Annotated in this window: 24 protein-coding genes; 20 read left to right on the top strand and 4 right to left on the bottom strand. The window is 65.0% G+C overall.

Going from position 1 to position 23,935, the window contains the following annotated elements:
• The first annotated feature begins 20 nt into the window (after positions 1-20).
• The 6 genes from N8I74_RS16170 to N8I74_RS16145 all read left to right on the top strand — a co-directional run bounded on the left by N8I74_RS16170 (position 21) and on the right by N8I74_RS16145 (position 7,398).
• On the top strand, positions 21-827 hold the full coding sequence (locus tag N8I74_RS16170; RefSeq protein WP_263124159.1) for a carbon-nitrogen hydrolase family protein: 807 nt from the start codon (positions 21-23) through the stop codon (positions 825-827).
• Between the two features lie 164 nt (positions 828-991).
• Complete coding sequence (gene tldD / locus N8I74_RS16165; RefSeq protein ID WP_263124158.1) at positions 992-2,431, top strand: metalloprotease TldD; 1,440 nt, start codon at positions 992-994, stop codon at positions 2,429-2,431.
• Positions 2,432-2,535: 104 nt separating this feature from the next.
• Positions 2,536-3,615 carry an enoyl-CoA hydratase/isomerase family protein gene (locus N8I74_RS16160; protein ID WP_263124157.1) on the top strand — a complete coding sequence of 360 codons (1,080 nt, stop codon included), beginning with the start codon at positions 2,536-2,538 and terminating at the stop codon, positions 3,613-3,615.
• Between the two features lie 73 nt (positions 3,616-3,688).
• A complete protein-coding gene (locus tag N8I74_RS16155; protein WP_263124155.1) occupies positions 3,689-4,369 on the top strand; it encodes a Bax inhibitor-1/YccA family protein in 681 nt (226 codons plus the stop codon).
• A gap of 117 nt (positions 4,370-4,486) precedes the next feature.
• Entirely contained in the window at positions 4,487-6,787 is a 2,301-nt protein-coding gene (locus N8I74_RS16150; protein ID WP_263124154.1) for a PAS domain-containing sensor histidine kinase, read from the top strand.
• Positions 6,784-7,398 carry a response regulator transcription factor gene (locus N8I74_RS16145; RefSeq protein WP_263124152.1) on the top strand — a complete coding sequence of 205 codons (615 nt, stop codon included), beginning with the start codon at positions 6,784-6,786 and terminating at the stop codon, positions 7,396-7,398. Before N8I74_RS16150 ends, N8I74_RS16145 begins: the two co-directional genes overlap by 4 nt.
• A gap of 93 nt (positions 7,399-7,491) precedes the next feature.
• Here N8I74_RS16145 and N8I74_RS16140 read toward each other — a convergent pair whose 3' ends face one another.
• Positions 7,492-7,782, bottom strand: coding sequence for a ComEA family DNA-binding protein (locus N8I74_RS16140; protein ID WP_263124151.1), 291 nt, complete (start codon positions 7,780-7,782; stop codon positions 7,492-7,494).
• A 99-nt stretch (positions 7,783-7,881) separates the two neighbouring features.
• Here N8I74_RS16140 and hpnC point away from each other — a divergent pair, with 99 nt between their 5' ends.
• Together hpnC and N8I74_RS16130 are read left to right on the top strand one after the other, a co-directional pair.
• Positions 7,882-8,715, top strand: a complete 834-nt coding sequence (gene hpnC / locus N8I74_RS16135) for a squalene synthase HpnC (RefSeq protein ID WP_263124150.1) — start codon at positions 7,882-7,884, stop codon at positions 8,713-8,715.
• Positions 8,712-9,236, top strand: coding sequence for a thermonuclease family protein (locus N8I74_RS16130; protein ID WP_263124149.1), 525 nt, complete (start codon positions 8,712-8,714; stop codon positions 9,234-9,236). Before hpnC ends, N8I74_RS16130 begins: the two co-directional genes overlap by 4 nt.
• 40 nt (positions 9,237-9,276) lie before the next feature.
• Here N8I74_RS16130 and lptM read toward each other — a convergent pair whose 3' ends face one another.
• Positions 9,277-9,432, bottom strand: coding sequence for an LPS translocon maturation chaperone LptM (gene lptM, locus N8I74_RS19500; RefSeq protein ID WP_408611826.1), 156 nt, complete (start codon positions 9,430-9,432; stop codon positions 9,277-9,279).
• Positions 9,433-9,491: 59 nt separating this feature from the next.
• Here lptM and cyaY point away from each other — a divergent pair, with 59 nt between their 5' ends.
• The 3 genes from cyaY to N8I74_RS16115 all read left to right on the top strand — a co-directional run bounded on the left by cyaY (position 9,492) and on the right by N8I74_RS16115 (position 11,722).
• Positions 9,492-9,803 (top strand): iron donor protein CyaY, encoded by a 312-nt coding sequence (gene cyaY / locus N8I74_RS16125; RefSeq protein WP_263124148.1) that lies wholly within the window; start codon positions 9,492-9,494, stop codon positions 9,801-9,803.
• 77 nt (positions 9,804-9,880) lie between these two features.
• Positions 9,881-10,231: a DedA family protein gene (locus N8I74_RS16120; RefSeq protein WP_308445863.1), complete on the top strand. Its 351-nt coding sequence runs from the start codon at positions 9,881-9,883 to the stop codon at positions 10,229-10,231.
• Positions 10,232-10,291: 60 nt separating this feature from the next.
• The gene (locus tag N8I74_RS16115; RefSeq protein ID WP_263124147.1) at positions 10,292-11,722 is read left to right on the top strand and encodes a M48 family metalloprotease; all 1,431 of its coding nucleotides are present in this window, start codon (positions 10,292-10,294) and stop codon (positions 11,720-11,722) included.
• Between the two features lie 18 nt (positions 11,723-11,740).
• Here the strand turns inward: N8I74_RS16115 and N8I74_RS16110 are convergent, their stop codons facing one another.
• A complete protein-coding gene (locus N8I74_RS16110; RefSeq protein ID WP_263124146.1) occupies positions 11,741-12,196 on the bottom strand; it encodes a DUF1841 family protein in 456 nt (151 codons plus the stop codon).
• Between the two features lie 80 nt (positions 12,197-12,276).
• Between N8I74_RS16110 and N8I74_RS16105 the strand changes: the two genes are divergently transcribed.
• The 5 genes from N8I74_RS16105 (at position 12,277) to N8I74_RS16085 (ending at position 18,491) form a co-directional block, all read left to right on the top strand.
• Positions 12,277-12,759 carry a glutathione peroxidase gene (locus N8I74_RS16105; protein WP_263124145.1) on the top strand — a complete coding sequence of 161 codons (483 nt, stop codon included), beginning with the start codon at positions 12,277-12,279 and terminating at the stop codon, positions 12,757-12,759.
• A 173-nt stretch (positions 12,760-12,932) separates the two neighbouring features.
• Positions 12,933-14,069: a glutamine-hydrolyzing carbamoyl-phosphate synthase small subunit gene (gene carA / locus N8I74_RS16100; protein WP_263124144.1), complete on the top strand. Its 1,137-nt coding sequence runs from the start codon at positions 12,933-12,935 to the stop codon at positions 14,067-14,069.
• 91 nt (positions 14,070-14,160) lie between these two features.
• Positions 14,161-17,382, top strand: coding sequence for a carbamoyl-phosphate synthase large subunit (gene carB / locus N8I74_RS16095; protein ID WP_263124142.1), 3,222 nt, complete (start codon positions 14,161-14,163; stop codon positions 17,380-17,382).
• 148 nt (positions 17,383-17,530) lie between these two features.
• Positions 17,531-18,013 (top strand): transcription elongation factor GreA, encoded by a 483-nt coding sequence (greA, locus tag N8I74_RS16090; RefSeq protein ID WP_263124141.1) that lies wholly within the window; start codon positions 17,531-17,533, stop codon positions 18,011-18,013.
• Between the two features lie 43 nt (positions 18,014-18,056).
• Positions 18,057-18,491, top strand: a complete 435-nt coding sequence (locus tag N8I74_RS16085) for a DUF4149 domain-containing protein (RefSeq protein WP_263124139.1) — start codon at positions 18,057-18,059, stop codon at positions 18,489-18,491.
• A gap of 52 nt (positions 18,492-18,543) precedes the next feature.
• On the opposite strand, the gene N8I74_RS16080 is transcribed toward N8I74_RS16085, so the two are convergent.
• A complete protein-coding gene (locus tag N8I74_RS16080) occupies positions 18,544-18,867 on the bottom strand; it encodes a YhbY family RNA-binding protein (RefSeq protein WP_263124137.1) in 324 nt (107 codons plus the stop codon).
• Positions 18,868-18,986: 119 nt separating this feature from the next.
• Here N8I74_RS16080 and N8I74_RS16075 point away from each other — a divergent pair, with 119 nt between their 5' ends.
• The 4 genes from N8I74_RS16075 to glmM all read left to right on the top strand — a co-directional run bounded on the left by N8I74_RS16075 (position 18,987) and on the right by glmM (position 23,926).
• A complete protein-coding gene (locus N8I74_RS16075) occupies positions 18,987-19,607 on the top strand; it encodes an RlmE family RNA methyltransferase (protein WP_263124136.1) in 621 nt (206 codons plus the stop codon).
• A gap of 51 nt (positions 19,608-19,658) precedes the next feature.
• Entirely contained in the window at positions 19,659-21,569 is a 1,911-nt protein-coding gene (ftsH, locus tag N8I74_RS16070; protein ID WP_263124134.1) for an ATP-dependent zinc metalloprotease FtsH, read from the top strand.
• Between the two features lie 123 nt (positions 21,570-21,692).
• Positions 21,693-22,517, top strand: coding sequence for a dihydropteroate synthase (folP, locus tag N8I74_RS16065; protein WP_263126760.1), 825 nt, complete (start codon positions 21,693-21,695; stop codon positions 22,515-22,517).
• Positions 22,518-22,561: 44 nt separating this feature from the next.
• Positions 22,562-23,926: a phosphoglucosamine mutase gene (gene glmM, locus N8I74_RS16060; protein WP_263124132.1), complete on the top strand. Its 1,365-nt coding sequence runs from the start codon at positions 22,562-22,564 to the stop codon at positions 23,924-23,926.
• Positions 23,927-23,935 lie beyond the last annotated feature (9 nt).

The following is a 23,935-nucleotide window of genomic DNA, read 5'->3' as shown; positions in this document are numbered from 1 at the left end:
CAACGCAGGAACCCGACACGATGCAGACTTTCACCGCCGCAGCCATCCAGATGATCTCCACCCCGACGGTGGCGGACAACCTTGCCGTCGCCGCCGGCCTGATAGCGCAGGCTGCCGCGCAAGGAGCGCAGCTGGTGGCACTGCCGGAATATTTCGCCATCATGGGAGCGCGCGACACCGACAAGCTTGCGGTACGCGAACCGTTCGGCAATGGGCCGCTGCAGACATTCCTGGCCTCGCTTGCCGCACGCCACCGCATCTGGCTGGTGGGCGGCACGATCCCATTGGCCGGCGCCGACGTGGCCCGGGTCCGCAACACCTGCCTCGCCTTCGACCCTGATGGGCAATGCGTGGCCCGCTACGACAAGATCCACCTGTTCGGTTTTGACAACGGCACGGAGCGTTACGCCGAGCGCGATACCATCGAGCCGGGTGAGACGCCGGTGGCCTTCGATACGCCGTTCGGGCGCATCGGCCTTGCGGTGTGCTACGACCTGCGCTTCCCCGAGCTGTTCCGGCGCGAGGCGGCCGATGCATGGGTGGTACCCGCTGCGTTCACCGCGACCACCGGCGAGGCGCACTGGGAAGTGCTGCTGCGCGCGCGCGCCATCGAAAACCAGTGCTTCATGATCGCTGCCGGGCAGGGCGGCCGCCATCCCACCGGGCGCGAAACCTTTGGCCACAGCCTGATCGCCGACCCGTGGGGGCAGGTGCTCGATTGCCTGCCGCAGGGGCCGGGCTTGGCGCTTGCCCCGCTCAAGTCCACCCAGCTCGAACGGGTCCGCCGGGTGCTGCCGGCGCTTGCGCACCGCTGCCTGACAGTATGATGTGGTCCTCGGCCGCCGGCCCCGCGCGGGGCTGGGCCGGCGCTGTCATGCCACGGCCGCACTGAACGGAATCATCGGCCCGGACGCCGCCTGCGGCCTTGCCAAGCTTCCCATGTGCTGGCACTGTGGCCTGTGACCAACCGAACTCAAAGTGCCTTGATCGAATGAATGCTCTTGCGACCGCCGAACAGATCCTGCTTGCCCCGGCCAACCTGACCGAAGCCTCGCTCACCCGCGTGTTCGGCGAGCTGAATGCGCATGATCTTGACTATGCCGACCTGTATTTCCAGTACAGCCGCTCCGAGGCGTGGAGCCTGGATGAAGGCATCGTCAAATCCGGCAGTTTCGCCATCGACCAGGGCGTCGGTGTGCGCGCGGTTGCGGGTGAGAAGACCGCCTTTGCCTATTCGGACGATATCCGGCTCGATCCGCTGCTTGAAGCGGCGCGGGCGACCCGCGCGATCGGGCGCCAAGGCGGCAGCGGCACGGCCGCGTTACGCCGCGAGGTGGCCGGACACCAGCTCTATCAGCCGGTGGACCCGCTTGCCAGCCTGAACGAGGCGGGCAAGGTCGCATTGCTCGAACGGGTCGAAGCCGTCGCGCGCAGCCTCGATCCCAGGGTGGTGCAGGTGATGGCGAGCCTGGCCTCGGAGTACGAGGTGGTGTTCGTGGCGCGGCACGACGGCCATCGCGCGGCGGATGTGCGCCCGCTGGTGCGCCTGTCGGTGCAGGTCATCGTCGAGGAGAACGGCCGGCGCGAGCAGGGCAGTGCCGGCGGCGGCGGACGCTATGACTACCGTTACTTCAGCGATGCGTTGATCACCGACTATGCGCAGAAGGCGGTGGCGCAGGCGGTGCTCAACCTGAGTGCCCGTCAGGCACCGGCCGGGGAGATGACCGTGGTGCTGGGCAACGGCTGGCCGGGCATTTTGTTGCACGAAGCCATCGGCCACGGGCTGGAGGGTGACTTCAACCGCAAGGGCAGCTCCGCCTTCTCCGGCCGCATCGGTGAGCGCGTGGCCGCACCAGGGGTGACGGTGATCGACGACGGCACCATCCCCGACCGGCGTGGGTCGCTCAACATCGACGACGAAGGCAATCCCACGCAGCGCACCGTGCTGATCGAGGACGGCATCCTGCGCGGCTACATCCAGGACAACCTGAACGCGCGGCTGATGGGGATGCCCGTCACCGGCAACGGGCGGCGCGAATCCTATGCCCACCTGCCGATGCCGCGCATGACCAATACCATCATGCCGGCGGGCAACCATGACCCGGACGAGATTCTCGCCTCGGTGAAGGAGGGGCTGTACGCCGTCAACTTCGGTGGCGGCCAGGTGGACATCACCAGCGGCAAATTCGTGTTCTCCGCTGCCGAGGCGTGGTGGGTGAAGGATGGCAAGCTGCAGTATCCGGTCAAGGGCGCCACCCTGATCGGCAACGGCCCGGATGTGCTGACCCGCGTATCGATGATCGGCAACGATCTGTCGCTCGACCCGGGCGTCGGCACCTGCGGCAAGGATGGCCAGAGCGTGCCGGTCGGCGTGGGCCAGCCGACGATGCGCATCGATGGCGGGCTGACCGTGGGCGGCACCGCGGGGTAGCGGTGATGCGGCGCGGGTTCAAACACCGCGCTGCGTGACAATCCCGATGCGCGACCCGGCGCAGGCGCGCTAGGTTGGGTGCATCGACGTCGTCCGAGCGCGCCATGATCCATTGCGAACTGCTGCCTGCCTCCAGCAAGCACCATATCGGGGTGCTGCGCCTTGATGCCCCCGCACGGCTGAATGCGCAGACGCTGGCCATGGTCCACGCCATGGACCGTGCGCTGGCTGCGTGGCGCGAGCGGGACGATGTGGCCGCGGTGCTGATCCTTGGCGAGGGCCCGCGCGGCCTGTGCGCCGGCGGTGATCTCAAGGCGCTGTACGAGGCGATGTCGTCGCCGGAGACGCTGGCCGACGGTGATGCGTTCTTTGCCCAGGAATACGCGCTGTGCCGGGATCTGCACGGCTATCCGAAGCCGGTGCTGGCATGGGGTCATGGGACCGTGATGGGCGGTGGTTGGGGCCTGTTCGCCGGTGCGCACCATCGCATCGTCACCGAGTCGAGCCGGCTGGCGATGCCGGAAATCGCCATCGGCCTGTTTCCGGATGTCGGAGCGAGCCGTTGGCTGCACGCGCTGCCCGGGCTGTTGGGGCGCTGGCTGGCGCTGACCGCCAGTGAGCTGAACGCCGCCGATGCCCTGTGGGCAGGTGCTGCCGATGTGGCCTTGCCCGATGCCGCAAGGGCCGACCTGCATCGTTGGCTGGCGGCCCTGCGCTGGACCGGGCATGCGCAGGATGATGCATCCATGTTGCGGGAGGCGCTCAGCAGGTGGGCGGCAAAGGCGCTGTGTCCGTTGCCGGACCCGGTCTGGCAGCCGCTGACCGACCGGATTCATGCCCTGTGTGATGCGCCCACGCTCGGCGAGTTGGCCGGGCGCCTGCGTGCCGGCCTCGATCACCCGGTGTTGGCGGCCGCCGCACGGCGCTTTGACGCGGGCTCGCCGACTTCGGCCTGGTTGATCTGGGAGCTGGAGCGGCAGGCGCGGGAGCTGCCATTCCACGACGTGTTCGAGTTGGAGACGCAGGTGGCTTGGCACGTATTGCGCAGCGGCGAATTGCGCGAGGGCATCCGTGCCAGACTGATCGAACGCAATGCCATCGCGCGCTGGCGTGCACGCGATTTTTCCGGCACTCTGCCGCATGACCTTGCCATGTGGACTGCCCGCAACGGACGCAAGGCTTGAAACTTTGTGCAGCGCCGGCCATCTATAGTGGCGTTGGGCAGCACGCCCATCATTCCTTATCGGAGACCAGAACATGCAACTCAACACCGCCCAATATGGCGGCGCGTCGCTCGCCGTCGAGCGCAATCGGGTTCTGCGCAACACCTACTACCTGCTCTCGCTGACCATGATCCCGACCGCCATCGGCGCGATGGCCGGCATTGCAATGCAATTCCAGATGAGCCTGATGTGGGGCCTGCTGCTGTTCCTGGGCGTCAGCTTCGGCGCGTTCTTCGCCATTGAAAGAACCAAGAACAGCCCGCTCGGCGTGGTGATCCTGCTCGCCTGGACCGGCTTCATGGGGTTGTGGCTGTCGCAGATGCTGCAACGTGTGCTGACCTACTCCAATGGCGGCGAGCTGATCGGCATGGCGGCCGTGGGCACCGGGGCGATCTTCTTCACGTTGGCGACCATCGCCACCGTGACCAAGAAGGATTTCTCCTTCATGGGCAAATTCCTGTTCATCGGTCTGGTGGTGGTGTTCCTTGCAGCGATCGCCAATATCTTCCTGCAGGTGCCGGCACTGTCGCTGACCATTTCGGCAGTGTGTGTGCTGCTGTTCTCGGCCTACATCCTGTACGACGTGAGCCAGATCGTGAATGGCGGCGAGACCAACTACATCACCGCAACGCTGTCGCTGTACCTGGATATCTACAACCTCTTTGTCAGCCTGCTCAACATCCTGTCGGTGTTCACCGGCAGCAGCCGCGACTGACCAGCCTCACTTGAGTGCGCAACGCCGCCTGCGGGCGGCGTTTTCTTTGGTGGCTCGCCGGTGCAGAGCACCCCGGACCGCATTACACGGACGGCGCCGAGCAGCTATGCTTGGCCCATGCGTCTACCCGCCTTCCATGTCTCCGAGCACGGCCGACTGCCCTGGCTGCTGGCCCATGCCGCGATCGGTCTGGTGCTGCTGGTGCTCATCGGCTATGCCTGGAACGACTACCGGCAGACCCATACCATCCAGGCCAATACGCTGGCGCAGGATCTGCTGTGGCAGCAGCAGGGCATACGGTTGCATCTGCAGACCAATCAGAACGTATTGGAGAACCTGGCATACGGCCTTGCGGCACGGGCCCTCACCGAAAACGACTTCAATGCCCGCGCCGACGCGCTGATGAAGGTCAACCCCGAATTGCTGGCGGTGGAATACATCGACCAGCGGGGCTTGCGGCAAGGCGGTCTGCCGATCTATAGCGGTCGGCCCAATGCGCTGATCCCGCTGGAAGACGAGCGCCTGGTTGAAGCGATCGACGGCGCAGCCACCCTTGGTCACGCGGTCTATTCCAATCTCATCCCGCGCAATCAGCCCCTCATCGTGCTCGTGGTGCCCTATTTCCGCGGCACGCTCTACAGCGGCGCGGTGCTGGCCACCTATTCGCTGCGCCAATTGCTGCAGCAACGCATCCCATGGTGGATGGTGCAGCGCTACGACCTGGTGCTGGTCGACAGCCGCGGCAACGCAATTGCGCCGCAAGGGGTGGTCGCAGTGCCGTCGCTGGTGCGCCAGGAGGTCGAGCTGTCGCCGCCGGGGCATGCATTGCGGCTGGTGGCGGGCGTACGCGAGCTGCCGCGCTCGTCCCGTCAGGTGTGGCTGCTGGCGGCAGTGATGGGACTGCTGGCGCTGCTCTGGTGGGGATTGGTGTTGTTGCGTGCACGAATGGGGGAGCGGCAACATGCCGAAGCCGCGCTGCAGGATGAGATGCGCTTTCGCGCAGCGATGGAGGATTCGTTGCTGACCGGATTGCGGGCCATGGATCTGTCCGGTCGCATCATCTACGTCAATCCGGCGTTTTGCCGGATGGTGGGCTGGCATGCCGGCGAACTGCTTGGCCGGATGCCGCCGATGCCGTATTGGGCACCCGAGGCGCTGGAGGAGTGCGCTGCTGCATACCGCGCCATCCTGGACGGCCAGAGCCCGCCCCACGGTTTTCCGCTGCGGTTCATGCGCCGCGACGGTGAGCGTTTCGACGTACGCCTCTATTCCAGCCGGCTGGTGGATGGGCGCGGCGAGTGCCGGGGCTGGATGGCCTCGCTGTATGACGTGACCGAGATCAAGCGTGAGCGTGAAGCGCTCGCCGCCTCGCGCTCGCAGCTGCTGACGGTGCTGGAGGGCCTGGAAGCCGCGGTGTCGGTGACCGATGCGCAAAGCGGCCAGTTGCTGTACCGCAATCGTCACCACGCCGATACCTTTGCGCTCCACGCCGAGGCCGACTGCTGCCTGGCACCGCTCCTGCCGCCGCCGGCGCTCAGCGCGGATTGCCAGGACCCGGGCTCGGGACGCTGGTACCACGTGCAGCGCCGCAGCATCGATTGGGTCGATGGCCGACGTGTCTGGCTGGACATCGCCTCGGACATCACCGAGCAGCGCCGCGCGGCCGAGGTGACCCGGCTGCAGAACGAGAAACTGCAGCACACGGCGCGGCTGGTCAGCATGGGCGAGCTGGCTTCGAGTCTTGCACACGAGCTCAATCAGCCGCTGGCCGCCATCGGCAGCTATGCAGCCGCAGGCGAGGAGTTGCTGGCGCAGCCGGTGCCGCGCGTGGAGCGGGCACTGGATGTGATGGTCAAGATCGGTGGGCAGGCGCGCCGTGCCGGGCAGATCATCCGCGGCATCCGCGACTTTGTCGCCAAGCGTGCGCCGCGTACCGAGCTGTGCCGGCTGGAGGAGTTGCTGACGGTGCCGCTACAACTGCTCGAACCGCTGACGCGGCAGACACGTGCCACGATCGACGTCGCGTTGCCTGAGGCTCTGCCGTCGTTTCCGGGTGATGCGGTGATGCTGGAACAGGTGTTGTTCAATCTGTTGAAGAACGGGCTGGAGGCCATGTCCGACATGCCTGCCGAACACACGCGGCGGATCCGGATCGAAGCACAGGTGTGCGATGCCGAGGCGCTTGAGATCATCATCGCCGACCGCGGGCCTGGGCTTGCGCAACCTGCCAGCCCCGTCCAGCCGTTTTTCAGTACCAAGCCGGAGGGCATGGGCGTGGGTCTCAATATCTGCCGCTCGGTGCTGGAACAGCATCGCGGGCATTTGCGCGCCGAGCCCAACCCGGGTGGCGGCACCCGTTTCATCTGCCGCCTGCCGCTCGCCAATGTGCTGATCACCGAAGGAGCCGAAGAATCATGAGACCGATAGCCATCATCGATGACGACGTGGCGGTGCGCGATGCGTTGACCGTGCTGTTCGAGGCCCGGGACTGGGTCAGCGCGGCCTTCGAGAGTGCCGAGGATTTCCTGGGCCGTGCCCATCCACCCGAGTACGGCTGCCTGATCATCGACGTGCGCATGACGGGGATCAGCGGGCTGGAACTCTTTGATCGGCTCAAAAGCCAGCCTTATCTGCCGCCGGTGATCTTTCTGACCGGGCATGGCGATGTCCCGATGGCTGTGGCCGCCGTCAAGGAAGGGGCGGCGGATTTTCTCGAAAAGCCCTTCGACCACCGCCAGCTCCTGGTGCGCATGGAAGCGCTGCTGCAGCAGGATGCGGCCCAGCGTGGCGACTGGGAGGCAAGGCAGTCCATCAATGCCCGGCTTGCCGAATTGACCCCACGCGAGCGCGAAGTGCTGCGCGAGCTGCTGGCGGGCAAGCTCAACAAACAGATTGCCGATGCGCTCGATATCAGCATCAAGACTGTGGAAGTGCATCGGGCCCGGATCTATACCAAGCTGCGGGTGCGCTCGGCTGTCGAATTGGCAGCGATGCTCAAGGATGTGCCGCTCAACGAGATCGCGCTGTGATTGCCTGTTCAAAGCTGTCGCACTGCTTGGATTTCGCACAGGCGTTGCAGGCGGGGCGCGGCGCCGCGTTGCCGGCTGCGCCGCGCCATGGTGCTACTTCTTGGCGGTAGTGGCTTTGGCGGGGGTCGCGGCCCGGCCGACGCTCAATTCCCCCTTGATCTTCGCATAGGTGCCCTGTTTGATCCCCGGCACGCGGGTCAGCTCGTCGGTGCTTTTGAACGGACCGTTCTTGGCGCGGTAGTCAACGATGGCCTTGGCCTTGGTCGCGCCGATCCCAGGCAGTGCCTCCAGTTGATCCGCGGTGGCGGTGTTAATATCGACCGCCGCCAGGGCGGAAGCTGCCAGCAGCATGCTGCCGAGCAGCACCATGATCAATTGCTTCATTGCTCTTCTCCTGAGTCAAGTGCGCTCATGCGCACTTGCTGACTTTAGAAGTAAATTATTTCAAATGCATAATACCGTCCGTCAGATTGGGTTCAGCTCATGCCGGGTATAAGTGCCCAGGCTTCGGTTGCCCACTACGAAAACTTCCCGGTTGCCTCGATTCTGCTGCCACGGCGTTATCGCACTGCCGTGGCCGCCGTCTATCACTTCGCCCGGCATGCGGACGATCTGGCGGACGAGGGCGATCTTGCACCGCAGGCACGTCTGGACGCGTTGGCAGACTGTCATGCCGAGCTCGAAAGGATAGAGCGCGGTGAGGCTGCGCTGACGCCGCGCTATCAGGCATTGGCGGTCGCGCTGCGCAACCATGCGGTGCCGGTGTCGCTGTGCCACGATCTGCTCAGCGCGTTCGAACAGGATGTGACCAAGCAGCGCTATGCCGATTTCGGCGAGCTGATGCAGTACTGCCGCCGCTCGGCCAACCCCGTCGGGCGCATCCTGCTGCATCTCTTCGGCAAGGCGGAGCCTCGGCTGCTTGCGCTCTCAGACGGGATCTGCACCGCGCTGCAGCTCATCAATTTCTGGCAGGACGTGGCGCTGGACTGGCGCAAGGACCGGGTCTACCTGCCGCTGGACGAGCTGGCACGCTTCAACGTCAGCGAGGCGCAGATCGGGCAGGGCGAAGTCGATGCCAATTGGCGCCGGCTGATGGCGTTCCAGGTGGACCGCACGCGGCGCATGTTGCAGGCCGGGGCACCACTGGCGCTGCAACTGCCCGGCAGGATCGGACTGGAGCTGCGGCTGACCGTGCTGGGGGGCGATGCCATCCTGACCAAGCTGCAGCAAAGCGGCTATGACATGTTCCGGCACCGTCCGGTGTTGACCGGCCGCGACTGGCCGCGCCTGCTCTGGCGCGCGTGGCGCAAACGATGAGGGGCGCGGCGCTTGCGGTGCTCGCGATCGCGGCCTTGTGCGGCTGTCTGTCCGACGGGCCGGACCGGCTGGGACGGGGCGAGACGCTGGATGGCCGGGTGATCCGCATCGCTGATGGCGACACGCTGACCCTGCTCGACGATGGTCTGCGTGAGCATGCGGTCCGCCTGGCGTTCATCGACGCGCCGGAGAAGGCCCAGGCCTACGGCAAGGCGGCCAAGTGGCAGCTTTCCACGCGCGTCTACGGCCGGCGCGTGCATGCCGAGGTGGTCGAGGTGGATCGCTATGGCCGCATCGTGGCGCGGATCGAGCGTGATGGCGAGGACGTGAATCTGGCGCTGGTCGAGGCCGGCTACGCCTGGCACTACCCGCGCTATGCCAAGCGCCGGCAGGACAAGACCGACTTCGCCCGCTATGCCACGGCACAGCGCCTGGCCAGTGATGACCAGCGCGGCTTGTGGCAGGCGACACGGCCCCAGCCGCCCTGGGATTACCGCAAGCGGCAGCGCGAGCGCCAGTGAGCGGCAGCGCACGCTCCCGGACCGGGGCGGCGCGCGACGCCTAGCTGTTGCCAGCGCCTGCCGGCTCGGAAGCGGTGGCCGGTGCCGCCGCGGCGGGCGTGGCTGGGGCAGGCTGCGCTTCGGGCAGGTACAACGGTCCCTTGAAGCCGCATCCGGCCAGGCCCAGGGTCAGGATCAAAAGGAGAAATGCGCGCATCCGCGGGGCTTTGGTGGCAAAATCGGGATGTTATCACGCCCGTTTGCACTGCCTACGCCATGACCGAATCCGAGTTCCTGACCGCGACCGACGCCGTGTTCGCCCGCATCGAGATGGCCCTGGAACATGCCGGGCTGGACGTCGATCCGCTGCTGTCCGGCAATGTGCTCGAACTGCAGTTCGAGGATGACAGCAAGATTGTGGTCAATCGTCATGCCGCCAACCAGGAGCTCTGGATCGCGGCACGCAGCGGTGGCTATCACTACCGGCAGCAGGCCGGCGCCTGGCGCAACACGCGCGGGGAGGGCGAGTTCTTCGCGGATCTTGCTGCCGCGATCCGCCTGCATGCCGGTGAGGATTTCACGCTCTGATCGAGAGCCTGGCCGCCAATAGTGGCGCGTGGGGCTGGCTGGCGGGCCTTGGTGCCTCGGCTTTCCTGTCCGCCACCGTGCTGCCCGGGAACTCGGAAGCGGCGCTGACTGCCTATCTGCTCCGGTACCCGCAGGCCTTCTGGCTGCCGCTTGCCATTGCCACCATCGGCAACAGCCTCGGTGGCGTGGTCACGGTGTGGCTGGGCCGGCGCCTGCCGCAAGGGCAGGTGCCGAAACGTACCGATTGGCTTGCGCGGCGCGGCGCCCCCGCGCTGCTGCTGTCGTGGGTGCCGTTGTTGGGCGATGCGCTATGCCTGGCCGCAGGCTGGCTGCGTTGGCCGTGGCGGCAGGTGTTGCCATGGCTGGTGCTGGGCAAGTTCGCCCGTTATCTGGTTCTGGCCGCATCGTTGCGGGCATGGTGGGGATAGGCGATGGGGCGAGCAGCAGGGGGAGGCAGGTGCGGTCTGCGTCGGCGATGCCTGGCGGTGGTGCTGGCCTGGTCGTTCGCGCTGCCTGCTCAGGCCTTCGAGAGCCCGTTGCCCGATCTGGGCGATTCGTCGCGCGAATCGTTGTCGACCAACGAGGAGAGTCAGATCGCTGCCTCGGTGATGCGCGAATTGCGGCGCCGGGGCGTGGTACTCGACGATCCGGAACTGATGGCCTATGTGAGCGCGTTGGGCGGCCGCCTGACCGATGCCGGCGACGATCTGCGTGGCTCGTTCACCTTTCTGCCCATCCTGGACCCTTCGGTCAATGCCTTCGCCGTGCCCGGCGGACTGATCGCCATCCACAGTGGCCTGATGGTGGCGGCACAGCATGAATCGGAGCTGGCCAGCGTGCTGGCCCACGAAATTGCCCACGTCTCGCAGCAGCACATCGCCCGGCTGATCGAAAGCCAGCGCATCACGCCGTGGATGACGCTGGCGGCGCTGGGTCTAGCGATCCTCGCCGCACACGCCGGGCAGGGCGACGTGGCGAGTGCCGCGGCGATCTCGGCACCGGCGCTGGCGGTGCAGCGGCAGCTGGATTTCACCTATGCGTTCGAGCAGGAGGCCGACCGGGTCGGCATGCAGATGCTGGGGCGGGCCGGCTTCGACCCCGCCGCGATGCCGGCGTTTTTCGAGCGCCTGCAAAAGCATAACCGGCTGGTCGACAACAACGCGCCCGAGTTCCTGCGCACCCACCCGGTCACCTACAAGCGCATTGCCGATGCCCAGGCCCGCCTGCGCGACCTGCCCTACCGGCAGGTGCCCGATTCGATCGATTTTCTGTTCATGCGCGAGAAGGCCCGCGTGCTGCAGGGGGATGCCAAGCGGCTGCAGGCCGAGTATGCCAAGGCCCTCGCCGACGGGCGCTTCGGCAATCGTGCCGCCCATCTGTACGGCTATGCGCTGGCGCAGTTGCGCCATCGCGATTTCAGCGGCGCGGCCACCAGCCTGGATCAGGCACAGGCAGCCTACGGCGCGGCCCATCCCACCCTGGCGTATCTACGCGGCCAGCTGCTGATCGCCCAGGGGCGCGCAACCGAGGCCGCCACGCAGCTGGCCGCCGCCGCCGGGCGCTTCCCGGGCAGCCGCAGCCTTGTCTACGGCCGGATCGACGCACTGCTGGCGGCCGGGCAGGCCCGGCAGGCACTGGCGCTGAGCCATGAGGCGCAGGCGCTCTATCCCTCCGACCCGGCCTTGTACCAGCGCGAGGCACGCAGTTACCAGATGCTGGGGCAGGGGCAGCGCTACCATGCCGCGCAAGCGGAGTACTACATCCGGTTGCGCGAATACCAGGCGGCCATCGAACAGCTGCAGATCGCGCAACGCCAGCCGGGCGACGACTTCTATGTGCTGTCGGGCATCGAGGCGCGTCTGCAGGAGTTGCAGCGCGACAGCGAGCGCCTCGGCCCACCGCAGCGCAACCAGCGCTGAGCCGTATCGCGGCGGCGTCTACCGGGGTGGCTGCTCGCCGGATGTCGGCCGATTCAGCAAAGCCCGCAAAACATCCAGGTAATGGTTGGGGTCAGGAGGCGTACCATGGCGCTGCGCCTGCCAGATCATCTCGGCCAGGCCTTCGCTCATCGCATGCAAGGCCGCGTGCTCGTCGCCGAATTTGCGGCACAGCCCGCTGTACAGGTCGCGCACGCCGGGCGGCTGGTCGATCGAAAGCTGCTCTTCGATCGCCAGATGCATCGACAGGTGCAGGAACGGATTGGTCTGGCCCAGCTCGGGTGGCCAGTCGCGGTCCAGGTAGTCCGGATGCAGATAGGGGTGGTATTCCGGGTGGCGCAACAGCACGCCCACCGTGATCTTTTCCAGATCGGTGAGCGGCACCTGGGCGTGATGCTTGCGCCAGGATTCGATGAAAAAGCGGCGCGCTTGGTCGCGCGATGGATTGAACAGCATGGGTCGGCCGCAGGCGATGGTCTGGGGTGATTATCCTCCAAAGCCCCGCATGGTTTCGACCCGATCACAAGGAGCAGGGCATGGATACGGTGTACGACTTCCAGGCGCAGGACATCGATGGGCAGGCGGTACCGCTGTCGCGCTTTCGGGGACAGGTGCTGCTGATCGTTAATGTGGCGAGCAAATGCGGCTTCACGCCGCAATACGAAGGCCTGGAGGCGCTCTACCGGCGTTACTGCGAGCGCGGCTTTGCGGTGCTGGGTTTTCCATGCAACCAGTTCGGCGCCCAGGAGCCCGATGACGAAGCACAGATCAAATCATTCTGCAGCACCAGCTACCAGGTGGACTTCCCGCTGTTTGCCAAGGTCGAGGTCAATGGCGAGCACGCGCATCCGCTGTATCGCTTTCTGAAGAAATCCGAGCCGGGCGTGCTGGGCACCGAAGGCATCAAATGGAACTTCACCAAGTTCCTCGTCGACCGCTCGGGCAAGGTCGTCGAGCGTTTCGCACCGACCACCAAGCCGGAGCAGCTGCACGAACGGATCGAGAAATTGCTGGGCTGAGGCGGGCTGTGGCGGCGGCGCCGGCACCCCTCGGCGTTGAAAGAAAAGGCATTTTGCGGTAACATCCCGGCAATTTTGCACAGCAAAAACGGGACCGGGCACACCAGTCCCGTTTTTCTACGTGTACCTTCCGGAAATTCGCATCATTCGGGCGCAATGCCCAGGAGCCGCCAGTGTCTCAACCTGCCCTGCTCGCGCTAGCCGACGGCACCCTGTTCTACGGTACTTCCATTGGCGCCGACGGTGAAACCATCGGTGAAGTGGTCTTCAACACCTCGATCACCGGGTATCAGGAAATCCTGACCGATCCTTCCTACAACCGTCAGATCGTCACGCTGACCTACCCGCATATCGGCAATTACGGTGTGAATGCCGAAGACGCGGAAAGCCGCACCGTGTTTGCGGCCGGCCTGATCATCCGCGATCTGCCGCTGCGCCATTCCAACTTCCGCGCCACGCTCAGTCTTTCGGACTATCTCAAAGCCAATGGCACCGTCGCCATTGCGGATATCGATACCCGCAAGCTCACCCGCATCCTGCGCGAAAAGGGCGCCCAACCCGGCTGCATCGTCAGCGGCCAAGGCATCGATGCGGCCGCCGCGGTGGAGAAGGCCAGATCGTTCGGCTCGATGGCCGGCCAGGATCTGGCGCAGGTGGTGGCGGCCAGGGAGCCGTATCCGTGGCAGACCGCCGAGTGGAAGCTGGGGGTGGGCTACACGGTGCAGAGCGACCCCAAGCACCATGTGGTGGCCTACGACTTCGGCGTCAAGCACAACATCCTGCGCATGTTGGCCGAGCGCGGCTGCAAGCTGACCGTGGTGCCGGCGCAGACCCCGGCCGATGAGGTGCTCGCGCTGGATCCGGACGGTGTGTTCCTCTCCAATGGCCCGGGCGATCCGGAGCCGTGCGACTACGCGATCGCCGCCACGCGCGAGTTCATCGCCAAGCGCATCCCCACCTTCGGCATCTGCCTGGGGCATCAGATTCTCGGCCTCGCTGCCGGCGGGATCACCAGCAAGATGAAGTTCGGCCATCACGGTGCCAATCATCCGGTGCAGGATCTGGATAGCGGCCGCGTGATGATCACCTCGCAGAACCACGGTTTCCAGGTGGACGAAACCAGCCTGCCGGCCAATGTGCGTGTCACGCACCGCTCGCTGTTCGACGGCACGGTGCAGGGCATCGCCCTGACCGATGCGCCGGCGTTCAGCTTCCAGGGCCACCCGGAGGCAAGCCCGGGGCCGCATGACGTGGCGTACTTGTTCGACCGATTCATCGCTTCCATGGAGCAAGTGAAACGTGAAACGTGATGGCGCGCTGCGCCTTGTGAGATGCGCGCGGCTTTGCCGTGCCTGACCGCCAACCTTTCACATTTCACGTTTCACTTTTCACGGAAACACCATGCCCAAACGTAACGACATCAAGACCATCCTCATCATCGGCGCCGGCCCCATCGTCATCGGCCAGGCGTGCGAATTCGACTACTCCGGCGCACAAGCGTGCAAGGCGTTGCGCGAGGAGGGCTACAAGGTGGTGCTGGTCAACAGCAATCCGGCCACCATCATGACCGACCCCAACATGGCCGATGTCACCTACATCGAGCCCATTACCTGGCAGGTGGTCGAGAAGATCATCGACAAGGAACGCCCAGATGCGATCCTGCCGACCATGGGCGGCCAGACTGCGCTCAATTGCGCGCTCGACCTGTGGCGCAACGGCGTGCTCGACAAGTACAAGGTCGAGCTGATCGGCGCCACGCCCGAAGCGATCGACAAGGCCGAGGACCGGCAGAAGTTCAAGGCGGCGATGGACAAGATCGGCCTGGGCTCCGCCCGTTCTGCCATCGCCCATTCGCTGGAAGAGGCGTTGGCGGCGCAGGCCAACCTTGGTTTCCCGGCCATCATCCGCCCGTCGTTCACCATGGGTGGCTCGGGTGGCGGCATCGCCTACAACATCCAGGAATTCATCGAGATCTGTACCCGCGGTCTCGACCTTTCACCGACCAAGGAGCTCTTGATCGAGGAGTCGCTGCTCGGCTGGAAGGAATACGAGATGGAGGTCGTGCGCGACCGCGCCGACAACTGCATCATCGTCTGCTCGATCGAGAACCTCGATCCGATGGGCGTGCACACCGGTGATTCGATCACCGTGGCGCCGGCGCAGACGCTCACCGACAAGGAATACCAGATCATGCGCAACGCCAGCCTGGCGGTGCTGCGCGAGATCGGTGTCGACACCGGTGGCTCCAATGTGCAGTTCTCAATCAACCCGGCCGACGGCCGCATGATCGTGATCGAGATGAACCCGCGTGTGTCGCGCTCGTCGGCGCTCGCCTCCAAGGCCACGGGCTTCCCGATCGCCAAGGTGGCGGCCAAGCTGGCTGTCGGCTATACGCTTGACGAACTCAAGAACGAGATCACCGGTGGCAAGACCCCAGCCTCGTTCGAGCCGTCGATCGACTACGTGGTCACCAAGGTGCCCCGTTTCGCCTTCGAGAAATTCCCGCAGGCCAACGACAGGCTCACCACGCAGATGAAGTCGGTGGGCGAGGTGATGGCGATCGGCCGTACGCAGCAGGAGTCGCTGCAGAAGGCGCTGCGCGGCCTGGAAACCGGCATGTCCGGGTTCGACGAGGTCACCACCGACCGGCAGGCCATCGAGTCGGAGCTGGCTGCGCCCGGCCCGAACCGGCTGTGGTATGTGGCCGATGCGTTCCGGATCGGTCTGTCGCTCGACGAGGTGCACAACCTGTCCAAGATCGATCCGTGGTTCCTGGCCCAGATCGAGGACCTCGTGCTGATCGAGAACGGCCTGCGCGGCCGTGCACTCGACAGCCTGTCGCGTGACGAGTTGTGGCGCCTCAAGCGCAAGGGCTTTTCCGACCGGCGCCTGGGCATGCTGCTGGGTGTCGACCAGAACGCGGTGCGCAAGGCGCGGCACGCGGTCGGTGTGCGCCCGGTGTACAAGCGTGTCGACACCTGCGCGGCCGAGTTCGCCACCAATACCGCCTACATGTACTCGACCTACGAGGAAGAGTGCGAATCGAATCCCAGCAGCAACAAGAAGGTGATGGTGCTGGGCGGTGGCCCCAACCGTATCGGCCAGGGCATCGAATTCGACTACTGCTGCGTGCACGCCGCACTGGCACTGCGCGAGGACGGGTACGAGACCATCATGGTCAATTGCAACCCGGAAACCGTATCGACCGACTATGACACCTCCGACCGCCTGTACTTCGAGCCGCTGACGCTGGAAGACGTGCTCGAGATCGTTGAGGTCGAGAAGCCGTTCGGCGTGATCGTGCAATACGGCGGCCAGACGCCGCTGAAGCTGGCACGCGCGCTGGAGGCCAACGGCGTGCCCATCATCGGCACCAGCCCGGACATGATCGATGCCGCCGAGGACCGCGAGCGCTTCCAGAAACTGCTGCAGGAGCTGGGTCTGCGGCAGCCGCCCAACGCCACGGCGCGCAATGAGAAGGATGCGCTGGTGCTGGCCGCGCGCATCGGCTATCCGCTGGTGGTGCGCCCCTCCTACGTGCTGGGCGGACGGGCGATGCAGATCGTGCACAGCGAGGATGATCTGACCCGTTACATGCGCGAGGCGGTCAAGGTGTCGAACGACAGCCCGGTGCTGCTCGACCGCTTCCTCAACGACGCCATCGAAGTGGACGTGGATGCGATCAGCGATGGCAGCGACGTGCTGATCGGCGGCATCATGGAGCACATCGAGCAGGCCGGCGTGCACTCGGGCGATTCCGCCTGCTCGCTGCCGCCGTACTCGCTGTCGCAGCCGCTGCAGGACGAACTGCGCCGGCAGACGGTGGCGATGGCCAAGGCGCTCAAGGTGGTGGGGCTGATGAATGTGCAGTTCGCCATCCAGGGCCAGGGCGACGAAGCGGTGGTCTATGTGCTGGAGGTGAATCCCCGCGCTTCGCGCACCGTGCCGTATGTATCCAAGGCCACCGGCATGTCGCTGGCCAAGATCGCTGCGCGCTGCATGGCCGGCCAGAGCTTGGTCAGCCAGGGCGTCGCCGCCGAAGTGATCCCGCCGTACTACTCGGTCAAGGAAGCCGTCTTCCCGTTCGTGAAGTTCCCCGGGGTCGACACCATCCTCGGGCCGGAGATGAAGTCGACCGGCGAAGTGATGGGCGTCGGCACCACGTTCGCCGAAGCCTTCGTCAAGAGCCAGCTCGCCGCCGGCGTGGTGTTGCCGGCCTCGGGCAATGTCTTCATCTCGGTACGGGACGCCGACAAGGCGACGGCAGTGGAGTGCGCGCGGATGCTGACCGCGCTGGGCTTCAAGGTGATCGCCACCAAGGGCACGGCCACCGCCTTCAGCGCGGCGGGGATCGACGTCACGCCGGTCAACAAGGTGACCGAGGGGCGTCCACATATCGTCGACATGATCGTCAACGGCGAGATCGCGATGATCGTCAACACCGTCGATGAGCGCAGGCAGGCCATCCAGGACAGCTACTCGATCCGCCACGAGGCGCTCAAGGCCAAGTTGCCGCTCTACACCACCATCGCCGGCGCGCGGGCCGCTTGCGTCGGCCTTGGCAACCTTGGCGAGATGCGGGTTTACGACGTGCAGGGCTTGCACCGCTCGCTCAAAGCCTGATAACGTAAACCCCAATGCAGCCGCCGTCTGAAGAGACGGCGGCTGTCCTTTTGTCCAAGCCCGCAATCGGGCCTACCGTTCGGCCAAGCCCCGTCTTGGCCCTTTGATTTTGCAGGGGCGCAAAAGCGTGTCCTTGACTGGAGTGAACATGATCAAGATTCCGTTGACCGTGATCGGTGCGGAAAAGCTCAAGGTTGAATTGCAGCGCCTCAAGAGCGTCGATCGCCCGGCCGTGATCGCGGCGATCGCCGAGGCGCGCTCGCATGGCGATCTGTCGGAGAACGCCGAATACGACGCCGCCAAGGAAAGGCAGGGTTTCGTCGAGGGGCGCATCGCGGAACTGGAGGCCAAGCTCTCCAACGCCCAGGTCATCGATCCCAAGGATCTGCAGCACACCGCCGAAGGGCGCGTGGTGTTCGGGGCGACGGTGGACCTCGAGGATCTCGAAGCCGGCAACGCGGTGACCTACCAGATCGTCGGTGACGACGAAGCCGATCTCAAGGATGGCAAGATCTCGGTATCCAGCCCGATTGCGCGTGCCTTGATCGGCAAGTACGCCGGGGATATCGCCGAAGTGGTGGCCCCGGGGGGCATCCGCGAGTACGAAGTGCTGGACGTGCGATACATCTGAAGAAGGAGGGCGGGCCTGCCCTGGGCCTGCCGGTTGGGGTCACATGGCTAACGGCTTGAAATCGTTGCTCACCGTCCTGTGGATCGGCGGTTTATGGATCGTCGGCGTGCTGGTGGCGCCTATCCTGTTCAAATCGCTCGATGCGCGCCTTGCCGGCAACGTGGCCGGTCAGATCTTCCGGGGCATCGGCTGGCTCGGCATCGTCGCCGGCGCCTACCTGCTGGTCTACTGGCTGTGGGCCGAGGGCCTGCGCGCGTTCAAGGAGGCCAAGCTGTGGCTGGTGATCGGCATGCTGGTCTGCACGCTGATCAATCAGTTCGCGGTGTTTCCGATCATCGCCGGCATCAAGCCGGGCCTGTCGCAGGCCGCCACTGGCGTATTCGGGGGCGGGCTGGAGCAATGGCACACCATCTCATCGCTGATCTATCTGGTGCAGGCGCTCTTCGGTGCGTTCTACGTCTGGCGGGATGCGCGCTGATGGCGCGATGGATGGGGCGGGCCCGCCGGTCTGCCGGCCCGCCTGGGTGCGGTCAAGCGGGTTTGTGCTTGCCCTTGGGCAACACGATCCGGGGCTTGTCGGTGCTGGACGGACGATAGACGATCAGCAGCTTGCCCAACTGCTGGACCGGTGCGGCATCGAGCTCATCGCAGATCCGGCCGAGGTATTCCTCCCGCAGTGCACGATCATCGCCCAATACCCGGATCTTGATCAGTTCATGGGCGTCCAGGTTGACCGCGATCTCGCGGATCACCGCGTCGGTAAGCCCGTTGTTCCCTATCATGACCACCGGATTGAGTCCGTGGGCAAGGCCGCGCAGGTATTGCCGCTCGGCTGGCGACAGTTCGATTTTCATAAAGCGTGCTTTTTTCCAAAACCCCGGATTTTACTTGAATTCATCCAACCCGGCCCATTCCGGCGACAAGCCGCGTGATACGGGCCCGGCTTGTCCGTAATCGCCAAGGAGCAGGGCGCATGGCGCGCAGTAAATCGAGCAACGCATGGTTGCATGAGCATGTGAACGATCACTATGTGCATCTGGCGCAAAAGGAGGGCTACCGTGCCCGCGCCGCGTACAAGCTCCTGGAGATCAACGAGAAGGACAGGTTGATCCGGCCAGGCATGTGGGTGGCCGATCTGGGGGCGGCGCCAGGCAGCTGGTCGCAGGTGGCGGCCCGCCTGGTCGGGCCACAAGGGCGGGTGTTCGCGCTCGATGTGCTTGAAATGCCGCCGATCCCGGATGTGCTGTTCATCCAGGGGGACTTTCGCGAAGACGAGGTGCTTGGCCGCTATACCGCGCTGCTGGAAGGCCGTTCGGTGGACCTTGTGATTTGCGACATGGCGCCCAATATCAGTGGCAATGCCGTGACCGACCAGGCGCGCAGCATGCTGCTGTGTGAGCTTGCCCTTGAGTTTGCCCAGACACATCTGAAACCCGGCGGCGATTTTCTGGTCAAGGTGTTTCAGGGTTATGGCTACAACGAATACATGGCGGCGATGCGCGCCACCTTTGCCCAGGTCGCCACCCGCAAGCCCAAGGCCTCCCGTGACCGCAGCTCAGAAATGTATCTGCTTGGAAAGCAGAAAAGAGGCTGACCGGGGTAGAATGCAACGCACGATTCAACGCCACTGCGCAAGGAGCAGGCCGTGAACAATCTCGGCAAGAACATCGCGATCTGGTTGATCATCGGCCTGGTGCTGATGACGGTGTTCAATCAGTTCACCAAACAGCAGGAGACTGCGGGGCAGATACCCTATTCGCAGTTCATGCAGGAGGTCGAGCAGAACCGGGTGGCCGAGATCACCATTGAGGGCAACCTGCTGCGTGGCTACATCATCCGTGGGCAGCGCGCCGACGGCCAGAAGTTCTCCACGCTGGCGCCGTTCGACTTCCGCATGGTCGATACGCTGATCAAACACAACGTCAAATTCGCATCCAAGGCCGAGGAAGAGCCGAGCATGCTGATGAACATCTTCATCAGCTGGTTCCCGATGATCCTGTTGATCGGGGTGTGGATCTTCTTCATGCGCCAGATGCAGGGCGGCGGACGCGGTGGCGCGTTCTCGTTTGGCAAGAGCCGCGCCAAGATGCTCGACGACAGCAACAATGTGGTCACCTTTGCCGATGTTGCAGGGTGCGACGAGGCCAAGGAGGAAGTCACCGAGATCGTCGACTACCTGCGCGACCCGTCCAAGTACCAGAGCCTGGGCGGCCGCATGCCGCGCGGCATCCTGATGGTCGGCTCGCCCGGTACCGGCAAGACGCTCCTTGCCAAGGCCATCGCCGGCGAAGCCAAGGTACCCTTCTTCTCGATCTCCGGTTCCGATTTCGTCGAAATGTTCGTCGGCGTGGGCGCGGCACGCGTGCGCGACATGTTCGAGAACGCCAAGAAGAACGCGCCCTGCATCATCTTCATCGACGAGATCGACGCGGTGGGCCGTCAGCGTGGTGCGGGTCTTGGGGGCGGCAATGACGAGCGCGAGCAGACACTCAACCAGATGCTGGTCGAGATGGATGGGTTCGAAGGCAACTCGGGCATCATCGTGATCGCCGCGACCAACCGTCCGGACGTGCTCGACCCGGCGCTGCTGCGTCCTGGGCGCTTTGACCGCCAGGTGGTGGTGCCGCTGCCGGATATCCGTGGGCGCGAGCAGATCCTGGGCGTGCACATGCGCAAGGTGCCGATCTCCAACGACGTCGACGCATCGGTCCTGGCGCGCGGCACGCCGGGCATGTCCGGTGCGGATCTTGCCAACCTGGTGAACGAGGCCGCGCTGTTCGCGGCGCGCCGCAACAAGCGGCTGGTTGACATGGACGATTTCGAGTCGGCCAAGGACAAGATCTACATGGGACCGGAGCGTCGGACCATGGTGATGACCGAGGAGGAACGGCGCGCCACGGCATACCACGAGTCGGGCCATGCGGTGATCGCGGAACTGCTCGAAGGCACCGACCCGGTGCACAAGGTGACGATCATGCCGCGTGGCCGGGCGCTGGGTCTGACCTGGCAGTTGCCGGAGCGCGACAAGTTCTCGCTGTACAAGGACCAGATGCTCAACGAGATCACCATCCTGTTCGGTGGGCGCGTCGCCGAGGATCTCTTCGTGCACCGCATCTCCACCGGTGCGTCCAACGACTTCGAGCGGGCGACACGGATGGCGCGTGACATGGTCACCCGCTACGGCATGAGCGACAAGATGGGGCCGATGGTCTACGGCGAGAACGAGGGCGAGGTGTTCCTCGGCCGCTCGGTGACCACGCACAAGAATGTGTCCGAGGCCACCATGCAGCAGGTCGACGCGGAAATCCGCCGCATCATCGATGAGCAGTATGCGTTGGCGGTGAAGCTGCTGGATGGGAACCGCAAGACGGTCGAGGCGATGACCGCGGCGCTGATGGAATGGGAGACCATCGACCGCGACCAGATCCGCGACATCATGGAAGGACGTGATCCAAGGCCGCCCAAGTATCCGCCGCCGCCCAAGGTGCCTGCGGCAGGCGACAAGCCCAGCGGCGACGCGCCGGCGGCGACCACCACGCCTGCCACCGAGGGTTGAGCGCCCCCTCACGGCAAGGGCGGCCTGCGGGCCGCCTTTGTTTTTGGGTATCGAGTTTCCGGATTGCAACCGGCTGCGCTGTCGCGGGGCATTGCCGTGTTTGCATTGCAAGAGGTTGCCATGATGTCCGTTTTGCAATGTGGCCGATTTAAGCTGCAATTGGACCGCCCGCACGTGATGGGCATCGTCAATGTCACCCCGGATTCGTTTTCGGACGGCGGGCGATACGACTCAGTGGCGCGCGCGGTGGCGCATGCCGAGCGGCTGGTCGCCGATGGCGCCGATATCCTCGATATCGGCGGTGAATCCACCCGTCCTGGCGCAACGCCGGTCAGCGTCGACGAAGAGACACGGCGCGTGGTGCCGGTGCTGGCGGCGTTGCAGAGTCTGAACGTGCCGCTGTCGGTCGATACCCGCCGCCCCGCGGTGATGCGGGCGGCGCTGGAGACCGGTATCGACCTGATCAACGATGTGGCTGCGCTGGAGGAGGACGGCGCACTGGCGCTGGTGGCCCGCTCGAAGGCCGCAGTGTGTCTGATGCACAAGCAGGGCGATCCCCAGTCCATGCAGCGCGAGCCGACCTATGAGGACGTGTGTGCCGAGGTGTGCACCTACCTTGCAGCACGGCGCGATGCGGCGTTGGCAAGCGGTATCGCGCACGAGCGCATCCTGCTCGATCCAGGTTTTGGCTTTGGCAAGACCTTGGCCCACAATACTGCGCTGTTCCAGGGGCTTGCGGGCCTGCAAGTCCGGCTGGGATGCGCGCTGCTGATCGGCGTATCGCGCAAGACCATGCTCGGCCAACTGACCGGCCGCCCGGTGGGCGAGCGCCTGCCGGCCAGTCTCGCCGCTGCGTTGCTGGCGGCGCAGGCCGGCGTGAGAGTCATCCGGGTGCACGACGTGCGTGAAACTGTGGATGCGCTCAGGATATGGGCCGCTTTAAAATAGGCGTCAGTCTTTCGTCACCATTCCAATAGGGAGTAGCAGTACTCATGGCTCGTAAGTATTTCGGCACCGATGGCGTACGTGGTCTGGTTGGCGAAGCGCCGATCACCCCGGATTTTGCAATGAAACTGGGATACGCCGCCGGCAAGGTGCTGGCAGCGGCCGAGAAACGCCTGAACGGTGAGCACGCTGCGGTGCTGATCGGCAAGGACACGCGAGTGTCGGGCTATATGCTCGAAGCGGCGTTGCAGGCGGGCTTGAATGCGGCGGGGGTGGATGTGTACCTGACCGGGCCGTTGCCCACCCCCGGCGTGGCGCATCTGACCCGCGCGCTGCGTCTGTCGGCCGGTGTGGTGATCTCGGCTTCGCACAATCCCTATTACGACAATGGCATCAAATTCTTCGGTGCCGGCGGGCGCAAGCTGCCCGACGCGGTCGAGCTTGCGATCGAGGCTGCGATCGACGAGCCACAGCCCTGCGTGTCGTCCAAACACCTTGGCAAATCACGCCGGATGAACGATGCGGCGGGCCGCTACACCGAGTTCTGCAAATCGACCTTTCCGAACGAGCTGGATCTGCGTGGCCTCAAGCTGGTAATCGACTGCGCGCATGGCGCCACCTACCAAGTGGCGCCGCAGGTGTTCCACGAACTGGGCGCGGATATCGTCACCATCGGCAACCAGCCCAACGGCTTCAACATCAATGAGGAATGTGGCGCCACCCACGTGGCGCTGCTGCGCAAGACTGTGCTGGCGAACGGCGCGGACTACGGTATTGCGCTCGATGGCGACGGTGACCGGTTGATCATGGTCGATGGCGACGGTTCAGTCATCGATGGGGACCTGCTGATCTATCTGCTGGCGCGTTACCGCCACCAGCGCGGCACCTTGCCGGGCGGCGGCGTGGTCGGCACGCTGATGACCAACCTGGGGGTGGAGCGTGCGCTGCAGGAGGCCGGCATCGGCTTTGCCCGGGCCAAGGTTGGCGATCGCTACGTGCTCGAATGCCTGCAGGAACGCAACTGGGTGCTGGGCGGCGAGGGCTCCGGCCATATCCTCAGCCTGGATCGGCATACCACGGGCGATGGCATCCTGTCGGCGCTGCAGGTGCTCGAAGCAGTTATCGAGCAGCGGAAGACGCTCTCGGCGCTGACCCAGTCGCTCGTGCTGTCCACCCAGGTATTGAAGAATGTCCGGATCGCCAAGGGCTTCGACTGCACCGCCTCGTCGGCTGTCAACGAAGCTGTGAAGGCTGCCGAGGCGGACATGGCACAGCAAGGCCGTGTGCTGCTACGCCCCTCGGGTACCGAGCCCGTGATCCGGGTGATGGTCGAGCACGTCGACGCGGGGGTGGCCGAGCAGTGGGCCAAGCGTATCGCCGACGTGGTGACGCATGAAGCCAGCACCGAGTGATATTGGGCA

The organism is Chitiniphilus purpureus (assembly GCF_025642115.1).
Classification (GTDB): Bacteria; Pseudomonadota; Gammaproteobacteria; order Burkholderiales; family Chitinibacteraceae; genus Chitiniphilus; species Chitiniphilus purpureus.
The sequence above is the reverse complement of the archived record's forward strand: the minus strand, read 5'-3'. Positions and strand labels throughout refer to the sequence as shown.

Excerpts from the sequence above, each read along its gene's own strand:
- N8I74_RS16170 (WP_263124159.1), top strand. The coding sequence starts at position 21 with ATGCAGACTTTCACCGCCGCAGCCATCCAGATGATCTCCACCCCGACG.
- tldD (WP_263124158.1), top strand. The coding sequence starts at position 992 with ATGAATGCTCTTGCGACCGCCGAACAGATCCTGCTTGCCCCGGCCAAC.
- N8I74_RS16160 (WP_263124157.1), top strand. The coding sequence starts at position 2,536 with ATGATCCATTGCGAACTGCTGCCTGCCTCCAGCAAGCACCATATCGGG.
- N8I74_RS16155 (WP_263124155.1), top strand. The coding sequence starts at position 3,689 with ATGCAACTCAACACCGCCCAATATGGCGGCGCGTCGCTCGCCGTCGAG.
- N8I74_RS16150 (WP_263124154.1), top strand. The coding sequence starts at position 4,487 with ATGCGTCTACCCGCCTTCCATGTCTCCGAGCACGGCCGACTGCCCTGG.
- N8I74_RS16145 (WP_263124152.1), top strand. The coding sequence starts at position 6,784 with ATGAGACCGATAGCCATCATCGATGACGACGTGGCGGTGCGCGATGCG.
- N8I74_RS16140 (WP_263124151.1), bottom strand. The coding sequence starts at position 7,782 with ATGAAGCAATTGATCATGGTGCTGCTCGGCAGCATGCTGCTGGCAGCT.
- hpnC (WP_263124150.1), top strand. The coding sequence starts at position 7,882 with ATGCCGGGTATAAGTGCCCAGGCTTCGGTTGCCCACTACGAAAACTTC.
- N8I74_RS16130 (WP_263124149.1), top strand. The coding sequence starts at position 8,712 with ATGAGGGGCGCGGCGCTTGCGGTGCTCGCGATCGCGGCCTTGTGCGGC.
- lptM (WP_408611826.1), bottom strand. The coding sequence starts at position 9,432 with ATGCGCGCATTTCTCCTTTTGATCCTGACCCTGGGCCTGGCCGGATGC.
- cyaY (WP_263124148.1), top strand. The coding sequence starts at position 9,492 with ATGACCGAATCCGAGTTCCTGACCGCGACCGACGCCGTGTTCGCCCGC.
- N8I74_RS16110 (WP_263124146.1), bottom strand. The coding sequence starts at position 12,196 with ATGCTGTTCAATCCATCGCGCGACCAAGCGCGCCGCTTTTTCATCGAA.
- N8I74_RS16105 (WP_263124145.1), top strand. The coding sequence starts at position 12,277 with ATGGATACGGTGTACGACTTCCAGGCGCAGGACATCGATGGGCAGGCG.
- carB (WP_263124142.1), top strand. The coding sequence starts at position 14,161 with ATGCCCAAACGTAACGACATCAAGACCATCCTCATCATCGGCGCCGGC.
- greA (WP_263124141.1), top strand. The coding sequence starts at position 17,531 with ATGATCAAGATTCCGTTGACCGTGATCGGTGCGGAAAAGCTCAAGGTT.
- N8I74_RS16085 (WP_263124139.1), top strand. The coding sequence starts at position 18,057 with ATGGCTAACGGCTTGAAATCGTTGCTCACCGTCCTGTGGATCGGCGGT.
- N8I74_RS16080 (WP_263124137.1), bottom strand. The coding sequence starts at position 18,867 with ATGAAAATCGAACTGTCGCCAGCCGAGCGGCAATACCTGCGCGGCCTT.
- N8I74_RS16075 (WP_263124136.1), top strand. The coding sequence starts at position 18,987 with ATGGCGCGCAGTAAATCGAGCAACGCATGGTTGCATGAGCATGTGAAC.
- folP (WP_263126760.1), top strand. The coding sequence starts at position 21,693 with ATGTCCGTTTTGCAATGTGGCCGATTTAAGCTGCAATTGGACCGCCCG.
- glmM (WP_263124132.1), top strand. The coding sequence starts at position 22,562 with ATGGCTCGTAAGTATTTCGGCACCGATGGCGTACGTGGTCTGGTTGGC.